The organism is Phenylobacterium sp., from assembly GCF_004799395.1.
Taxonomy (GTDB): domain Bacteria; phylum Pseudomonadota; class Alphaproteobacteria; order Caulobacterales; family Caulobacteraceae; genus Phenylobacterium.
Map to the genome: position 1 here is coordinate 1 of NZ_SSMZ01000269.1, position 6614 is coordinate 6614.

8 protein-coding genes are annotated in these 6614 nt (G+C 69.3%); 2 read left to right on the plus strand and 6 right to left on the minus strand.

Annotated features, from left to right (window positions below; translation table 11 throughout):
* Positions 1-123: 123 nt before the first annotated feature.
* Both E8A12_RS17210 and E8A12_RS17215 read right to left on the minus strand, forming a co-directional pair.
* Positions 124-369, minus strand: coding sequence for a CsbD family protein (locus E8A12_RS17210; protein WP_293371059.1), 246 nt, complete (start codon positions 367-369; stop codon positions 124-126).
* Positions 370-510: 141 nt separating this feature from the next.
* Positions 511-1245, minus strand: a complete 735-nt coding sequence (locus E8A12_RS17215) for a tetratricopeptide repeat protein (RefSeq protein WP_293371061.1) — start codon at positions 1243-1245, stop codon at positions 511-513.
* A gap of 481 nt (positions 1246-1726) precedes the next feature.
* On the opposite strand from E8A12_RS17215, the gene E8A12_RS17220 reads away from it, so the two are divergent.
* A complete protein-coding gene (locus E8A12_RS17220) occupies positions 1727-2470 on the plus strand; it encodes an SOS response-associated peptidase family protein (RefSeq protein ID WP_293371063.1) in 744 nt (247 codons plus the stop codon).
* A gap of 34 nt (positions 2471-2504) precedes the next feature.
* Here the strand turns inward: E8A12_RS17220 and E8A12_RS17225 are convergent, their stop codons facing one another.
* Complete coding sequence (locus E8A12_RS17225) at positions 2505-3596, minus strand: hypothetical protein (RefSeq protein ID WP_293371065.1); 1092 nt, start codon at positions 3594-3596, stop codon at positions 2505-2507.
* 185 nt (positions 3597-3781) lie between these two features.
* Here E8A12_RS17225 and E8A12_RS17230 point away from each other — a divergent pair, with 185 nt between their 5' ends.
* Positions 3782-4225, plus strand: coding sequence for a hypothetical protein (locus E8A12_RS17230; RefSeq protein ID WP_293371067.1), 444 nt, complete (start codon positions 3782-3784; stop codon positions 4223-4225).
* Positions 4226-4231: 6 nt separating this feature from the next.
* On the opposite strand, the gene E8A12_RS17235 is transcribed toward E8A12_RS17230, so the two are convergent.
* From E8A12_RS17235 to E8A12_RS17245, 3 genes are all read right to left on the minus strand, one after another.
* Positions 4232-4540: a hypothetical protein gene (locus E8A12_RS17235; protein ID WP_293371069.1), complete on the minus strand. Its 309-nt coding sequence runs from the start codon at positions 4538-4540 to the stop codon at positions 4232-4234.
* A 223-nt stretch (positions 4541-4763) separates the two neighbouring features.
* Positions 4764-5306, minus strand: a complete 543-nt coding sequence (locus E8A12_RS17240; RefSeq protein WP_293371071.1) for a DUF1003 domain-containing protein — start codon at positions 5304-5306, stop codon at positions 4764-4766.
* A gap of 67 nt (positions 5307-5373) precedes the next feature.
* Positions 5374-6614, minus strand: a 1241-nt coding sequence (locus E8A12_RS17245) for an amidase (RefSeq protein WP_293371073.1), incomplete at its 5' end; no start/stop codon positions are given.

Sequence of the window (6614 nt, forward strand, 5' to 3'; positions counted from 1 at the left end):
CTCTGGGATCGCATCGGCCACGTGCTCGACGCCTTCACCCCGCAGGAATGCGCCAACTATTTCCGCCACGACGGCTATGCATCAACTTAGATGTCGAATGCTCTAGCCGCCGTAACGGCGGCCTTACTTCTGCACGGCGTCCTTCACCGTGTCCTTCACGTCGCCGACGGCGGACTTCACGCCGCCCACGACCTCGTCGTGCTTGCCCTGGGCCTTGAGCTTGTCGCTGCCGGTCAGGTCTCCGGCAGCGGATTCGACGTGGCCGATGGCCTTCTGGCTGGCGGCGCTCTCGTGGCTGCGGTCGCAGGCGGTGAGGCCCGCGCCGGCCAGGGCCAGGGTGGCGACGAGTGCAAGGCGAAGGCTGGGCATGCGTGGGTATCCGTGGGTCTGCCTCGAGCGCGGGTCGTGAGTGTAACGGCCGAGCTTGCCGGAGGTTCAACGGAGGCGGCCGCCGGAGCCTTGGGATTGGCGATCGCTTAAGGGCGGGTGTGGTGCCAGGAGTTGCGCCGGTCAGCTGCGATTGACGACCTCGCAGGCGCCGGGCGGTGGGGCGGGTTGGCCCTGGGCTTCGAGTTCAGCGATGTGGCGGGCGGAGTCGGCGTAGCCGTTGGCGGTGGCGAAGGCGTACCAGCAGTAGGCGGTGGTGGGGTTCGCCGACACGCCAAGGCCGTGCTGATAGAGAAAGCCGATCTGGTTGAGGGCGGTGGCATGGCCGCCCTTGGCGGCGCGGTGGTAGATCTCCATGGCCTTAGCGTAGTCGACGGCGACGCCCGTGCCGTGCTGGTAGGCGCGCCCGAGCGCGAAAAGGCCGTCCACATCGCCGGCGTCGGCGGCGGCCTGGATTTGGCGGAAGGCCTCGCCGTCGTCCCGTGGGACGCCGTCGCCGACGGTGTACATGCCGGCGAGGTTGAGGTGGGCGGCGCCAACGCCGAGGGCGGCGCTCTTGCGGAACCAGGCGACCGCCTTGGCCGGGTCGGCGGGCGCGCCCAGGCCTTCTTCATAGACGTAGCCGAGGTCGTTCATGGCGATGCCGTCGCCACCTTCAGCCAGCCGCTGCAGGATCGGCATCGCCTCGCCGTACCGGCCCGCGTTGAGCAACTCGACGGCGTGGCGGCAGGCGCAATCGGCGGGCGAGATCAGCCGCGCCTCCGGCGCCGGGGCGGCATGGGCGGGGGCCAGGGCGACGGCGGTCATCACCGCCAGGCCGCTGGCGACCGCGGCGAGGGCCCAGGTCATGGTCTTCATGGTCGAACTCCTCGAAGCTGGGCGACCGTCCGCCGCGGCAACTGCCAGCCTTGCGCCGGCGCGGTTAAGCGGCGGTCATGCAGGGTGGTTACCCGGTTGTTTTTTTGGGCTGCAACACGGCCAATGTTCTTGATTTGTTCTTTGAATTTTTCAGTTTCTTGAGCGAGGGTTGGGGCTCGGGATTTTCTGTGTGGGAAGCGGACCTTACGCCATCCGGAGAACACAGGGCGTTCAGCCAGCCGTCACATTGAGTGGTGAATAACGTCGCCGCCGGAGGACGCGCGCTCCGAGGCGTAGATTTCGGTCAGATTGGTCTTGCCACGCATGTCCATGCCGCCCCCCAGCGGATCACTAAGGGGCGACTGTACTCGGACTCGCCAAACGTCCGCTATGGGTGGTGGGCTACACCACCACCGGGGACGCGACCCCTGCACGCGGCGGTTGGTTTCCCTCGCGGGGTCTTCGCGCTTCACTGTCGGCCATGTGCAACGAATATCGCCTTCGGGTGTCGCGGGGCGACTACGACAGCGTCTTCGCCGAGCTGGGGATCCCGTTCGCCTGGGCCGACGCCGAGCCGAACCGGCCGGTGGAGCGGTCGTTTAGGCCGTCCAACCGGGCGACGATGATCCGGGCCGTCGATCCGACCGATCCTTCGGCCGGGCTGGAGGGGATGGAGCGGCGGTGGTGGATGGTGCCGTTCTTCCACAAGGGGCCGGTCTCGGCGTGGAAGGCGATGTGCACCAACGCGCGGCTGGAGACGGTGGATACGACAGCGGCGTTCCGCGAGCCCTACAAGCGCCGGCGCGCGCTGATCCCGCTGACCGGCTTCATCGAATATGACGAGCCGCCGGAGTGGAAGAAGGGCGATGCGAAGCGGCGCTGGGAGATCAGCTGGACGCCGCGGGACGAGGCCGACCGGGTGCGCTATTTCGCGGGGCTGTGGGATGTGGCGCACCCTTCCGACCACGAGGGGCCGCTGGAGAGCTTCACCTTCGTGACTGGCGCGCCGGGGACGGCGTTCTCCACGCCCATGGTCGACACCGGCAAGCCGCTCCACCACCGCCAGGCGCGCGTGCTGACGCTGGCTCAGGGGCTGGAGTGGCTGCGGCTCGACGGGTCGGGCAAGGCGCTGCTGGAGGACCCGGAGACCGAGGGCGGGTTCGTGCTGAGCGAACGGCCGCGGGAGGCGGAGGCCGTGGCGGAGCCTTCGCTGCCGAAGCCTTAGCCTTCCCCCTGACGGGGAGGAGCCGTGGACGTTCCTAGCGTCCGCCGGCCTTCGCGGGCGTCGCCGCGGCGGCGGCGGCGCGTTCCTCGGCGCGGGCCCCGGCGAGGATGCCGGGCAAGGCGTGGTTGCCCTCGTGGCAGGCGTATTCGTAGAGCTGGCCCTTCAGCGGACGGAACTCGTACTCGCCGCCCCAGGGCTTGTCCCAGACCGAGGGCGCCTCGACGGTGAAGCGGTATAGCAGGCGGTCCTTGCCGACGCGGGTGAAGCGCTCGGTGACCTTCAGGTCCTTCCAGGCGCCGAAATAGGCCTGGGCCTGCGGGAAGTGGTCGGTCTCGACGACCAGGGTGTCGCCCTCGTAGCGGCCGACGCTGTCGCCGAACCAGGGCCGGACCTCGTCGGCACGGTGGCCGGCGTTCAGGCGGACGTGGCGCACGTCGTGGTTCATCTCGACGACGATGCCGACCTCGTCCTTGCCCTGCACGAAGAGGTAGTTGTTGTTGTACCAGCCGTTGGGGAACATCGGTGGGCCGGCGTTGCGGCCGAAGCCGATGATGCAGCGCTCGCCGACGCCGCGGCTCTCCGGGTTGTCGAAAGAGCCCATCCGCCCCGCGGCGACGTTGCCCTGGGCGGCGAACTGGTCGAAGTCGGCGGCCTGTTTCACGGCCTGACGTCCAGCCTCGACTGAGCCCGCGCCGGGCGGCAGGGGCTTGGCGGCCTCGCCACGGTGCGGCGGCGGCTGGCCGTCGGCGGTGGTGATCAGCGAGGTGCGCGGCTCGCCGTTGACCCGCATGACCTTCGCGCCCTGGTCGATCCAGGCGCGGTCGTAGGCCCCGACATTGTCCGAGGCGCCGTCGGCGCCAGTCGTGGAGACGGGGGCCGCGGAGGCCGCGTCCTTGGCGGCGTTGGCGCCTTCCAGCAGCCGAACCTCCTCGGGCGTCTGGGCGCGGCGCGCGCCATAGAGCGCCGGGCGCGCCTGGGGCGTGAGCGTGGTGTTTGTCCAGTTGCCGCTGAGGTCGGGCTGGCCGAAGCCGTTGAGCGGCGCCTGATAGGGCGCGGCTCCAGCGGCGCCGACGAGCGTCAGGCCGCAGGCGAGGCCGGCCAAGCCGAAGAACAAGCCGCACTTCATGGACGCATCCTCCGATGACCCGGGCCCCTTGATCGACCCTCGTTCGTCGCGCGTCAACGCGGCCGTGGCGTCAACCTCCGGCTCCGGCGGCCTAGCGGGTGCGCGAAAAGCGCGCCACAATTCAGACTCGCCGCGATTTGGCCCAGTTCCTTTCGCCTCATCATGGCCGAGCTTGGAGGTCACCGATGCAGCGTTTGTCGAAACTGGTGTGGGTCGCAGGGGCGCTGATCGCGGCGGCGGGTCCGGCGCTGGCCGCAGCCGAGGCCGAGGCGCCCTATCAGAAGAACCTGATCTCGGTGGCGACCGTGTCGCGGCACGGGGCCTTCGCCACGGCGAACTGCCTGGTGTGGGTCAACGCCGAGGGCTTCGGCGTCGGGCCAGCGCAGCTGGACGGCTTCCATGGCCTCAGCATGAACATCAATCCCAAGCCCCTGCCGACGGAGACTGTGCAGCAGCCCACGACCTTCGACAGCAGCTTCGCCGGTATGAAAGCGCGGTTCCCGATGGCGCCGGCCTGGGTGCTGGGTGCGGTTCAGAAGAACCGCGCGGCGATCGAGGCGGGCTGTGCGGGGGACCACGAGGGCCCCTTCAAGGTCTATACGATCACCGCCAGGGACGCCCACGGCTAGCCGGCGTCAATTGCGGTAGAGGTTGGCCAGGCGCTTGGCTTCGCGGTCGTCGAAGCCGGGGGGCCAGGCGAAGTGGCAGCGCCATTTCACGCGACCGCAGCCGGGACAGTTCCAGGCGACGCGGCGGGCGACCTGCTCCAGGCGGGTCGCGTGGCCGCCGGACTTCAGCTCCCGCAGGCGGTCGATCACCCGCTCCGCCCGGTAGGCCTTGTCCCAGCCGCACAGGCTGCAGACCAGCAGCAGGCGGGCGCCCGGATAGTGGCGGTGGTCCCCCAGCGTCGCCTGGTCGCCGATCGGCACGATGCGCATCTTCATCAGCATGATCAGAACAAAAGCAGAACAATCGGCGCGTGACGAGTCTGAATTTCAGGCGGAACGACCACCAAGCTGGAGCGTTGGAAAGCGGATTTTCAACAGCTCAGCCATGAAGAGGTCCCTATGCGCTCCATTCTGCTCTTCGCCATCGGCGTGCCGATTCCGGTGATCCTGCTGCTGGCGTTCTGCACGCACCATTTCTGATCCGCGGGCGACAGCGGGGTCAGGCCGACGGCGAGGACGCCCCGCCCTTGGCCCGGCGCTCGGCCTGCAGCAGCTCCGTGAGGTCGGCGATGGCTTCGGTCAGCGCCAGGACTTCCTTTTCGCGGAGCGCGTCGAGCTTCTGGTGCAGGAGCTCGATCTCGAGCTCCGCCTTGATGTTGATCTGGTGATCCTCCTCCGCCTCCTTGCGGTCGATGTCCTGCTGGCGGTTCTGGCTCATCATGATGAAGGGCGCGGCGTAGGCGGCCTGGAACGACAGCGCCAGGTTCAGGAGGATGAAAGGGTAGGGGTCCCACTTCTGCACATAGGCCGTGACGTTCAGCACGATCCAGACGAGCAGGATCGTGGTCTGGATGATGATGAATTTCCAGGAGCCCATGGTGGCGGCGACGGTGTCGGCGACGCGCTGGCCCAGCGTCAGGTCGGGCTCGCCTTTGACCGCCGCATGCTCGGCGCGCAGGCTGCGGCGCAGCAAGCGCAGCTGCACCAGGAGCTGGTGCTCGGCTTCCTTGAGTTCGTGTCTCACGCCGTCGACCACTGACATCGCTAGGCTCCGTACGCTGGGTTTGAGTGTGGGTGTTCCGTGTGGACAGGATTGGCGGATTCGCCGGTCAGCGCGCCCAAAGCCTCTGGGCCAACACGCCGACGCGGTCCTCAATCGCCTGGGCGGCGTCGAGCGCCACGTCCTCGCGGTATCGGCTGGCGATCAGCTGCACGCCCACCGGATGGCCGGCGGCGGTGAGTCCAGCGGGAACCACCGCGACGGGCAGGCCCAGGACGCTGATCGCGCCCAGGAACCGCTGGTCATTGTGGAAAATCCGATAGAGCGCCGCGTCGCCCTGCAGGTCGGCGTCGAAGGCCGGCGTCGGCTGCACGGCCACCGGCGCCAGGATCAGGGGATAGGTCTCCAGGAACATCAGCCAGTCCCTGAGCAGGCCGGCGCGCGAGGCCATGGCCTGCATGTAGCCGGGGGCGTCGAGGATGGTGGCCATCTTCAGGAGACCTTCCAGGGCGCCGAGGAAGGCGGGGCTGCCGAGCTCGCGCATCGGGCCGATCTGGACGGTGGCGATCTCAGTGGAGATCAGGTCGCACCAGAGCTGCCAGGCCCGGGTGATGTCGGGGACGGCGACAGGGACGATCTCATAGCCGGCGGCGGCCAGGTGCGCGGCGGCCCGGTCGCGCAGGGCCAGCACTTCGGGGTCGGCATCGAGGTCGGCGGGTATCTCGGCCAGGGCGACCTTGATGGGCCGGGCCAGCGCGGGGCCCGTCAGCGGCGCGGGCGCCTGCCAGGGGTCGCGCGGGTCGCGGCGGCTCATCGCCTCCAGGGCCAGGCGCACGTCGGCGACCTCGCGGGCCAGGGGGCCCTGGACGCTCATTAACTGGGCCATGGGCGGCCGCTCGGCGGCGGCGCTGGGATTGTAGGCGGGAACCCGTCCGAGCGTCGGCTTGAGGGTGGCGACGCCGTTGCAGCTGGCGGGCCAGCGCAGCGAGCCGCCAATGTCATTGCCGTGGGCGATGGCGCCGATCCCGGCCGCCACCGACGCGCCGGCCCCACCGGACGAACCGCCGCAGGTGACCGCCGGATCCCACGGATTGTAGGTCTGGCCGTGCAGCGGGTTGGAGGTGAAGGCGCGCAGCGAGAACTCCGGCGTGTTGGTCATGCCGAAGATCACCGCGCCGGCGGCGCGCAGGTTGGCGACGACGGGAGAGTCGCCCGGCGCGATCAGGTTGGCGAGGCCCACGACGCCGTTGGAATTGGCCTGTCCCTCCAGGTCGATGTTGATCTTCACGGTGACCGGGACGCCATGCAGCAGGCCGAGCGGCTCGCCCGCCGCCTGAGCCCGGTCGGCGG

Bases quoted from the DNA above. Each gene is read 5' to 3' on its own strand.
- E8A12_RS17220 (WP_293371063.1), top strand. From the start codon at position 1,727: ATGTGCAACGAATATCGCCTTCGGGTGTCGCGGGGCGACTACGACAGC.
- E8A12_RS17235 (WP_293371069.1), bottom strand. From the start codon at position 4,540: ATGAAGATGCGCATCGTGCCGATCGGCGACCAGGCGACGCTGGGGGAC.
- E8A12_RS17210 (WP_293371059.1), bottom strand. From the start codon at position 369: ATGCCCAGCCTTCGCCTTGCACTCGTCGCCACCCTGGCCCTGGCCGGC.
- E8A12_RS17240 (WP_293371071.1), bottom strand. From the start codon at position 5,306: ATGTCAGTGGTCGACGGCGTGAGACACGAACTCAAGGAAGCCGAGCAC.
- E8A12_RS17230 (WP_293371067.1), top strand. From the start codon at position 3,782: ATGCAGCGTTTGTCGAAACTGGTGTGGGTCGCAGGGGCGCTGATCGCG.
- E8A12_RS17225 (WP_293371065.1), bottom strand. From the start codon at position 3,596: ATGAAGTGCGGCTTGTTCTTCGGCTTGGCCGGCCTCGCCTGCGGCCTG.
- E8A12_RS17215 (WP_293371061.1), bottom strand. From the start codon at position 1,245: ATGAAGACCATGACCTGGGCCCTCGCCGCGGTCGCCAGCGGCCTGGCG.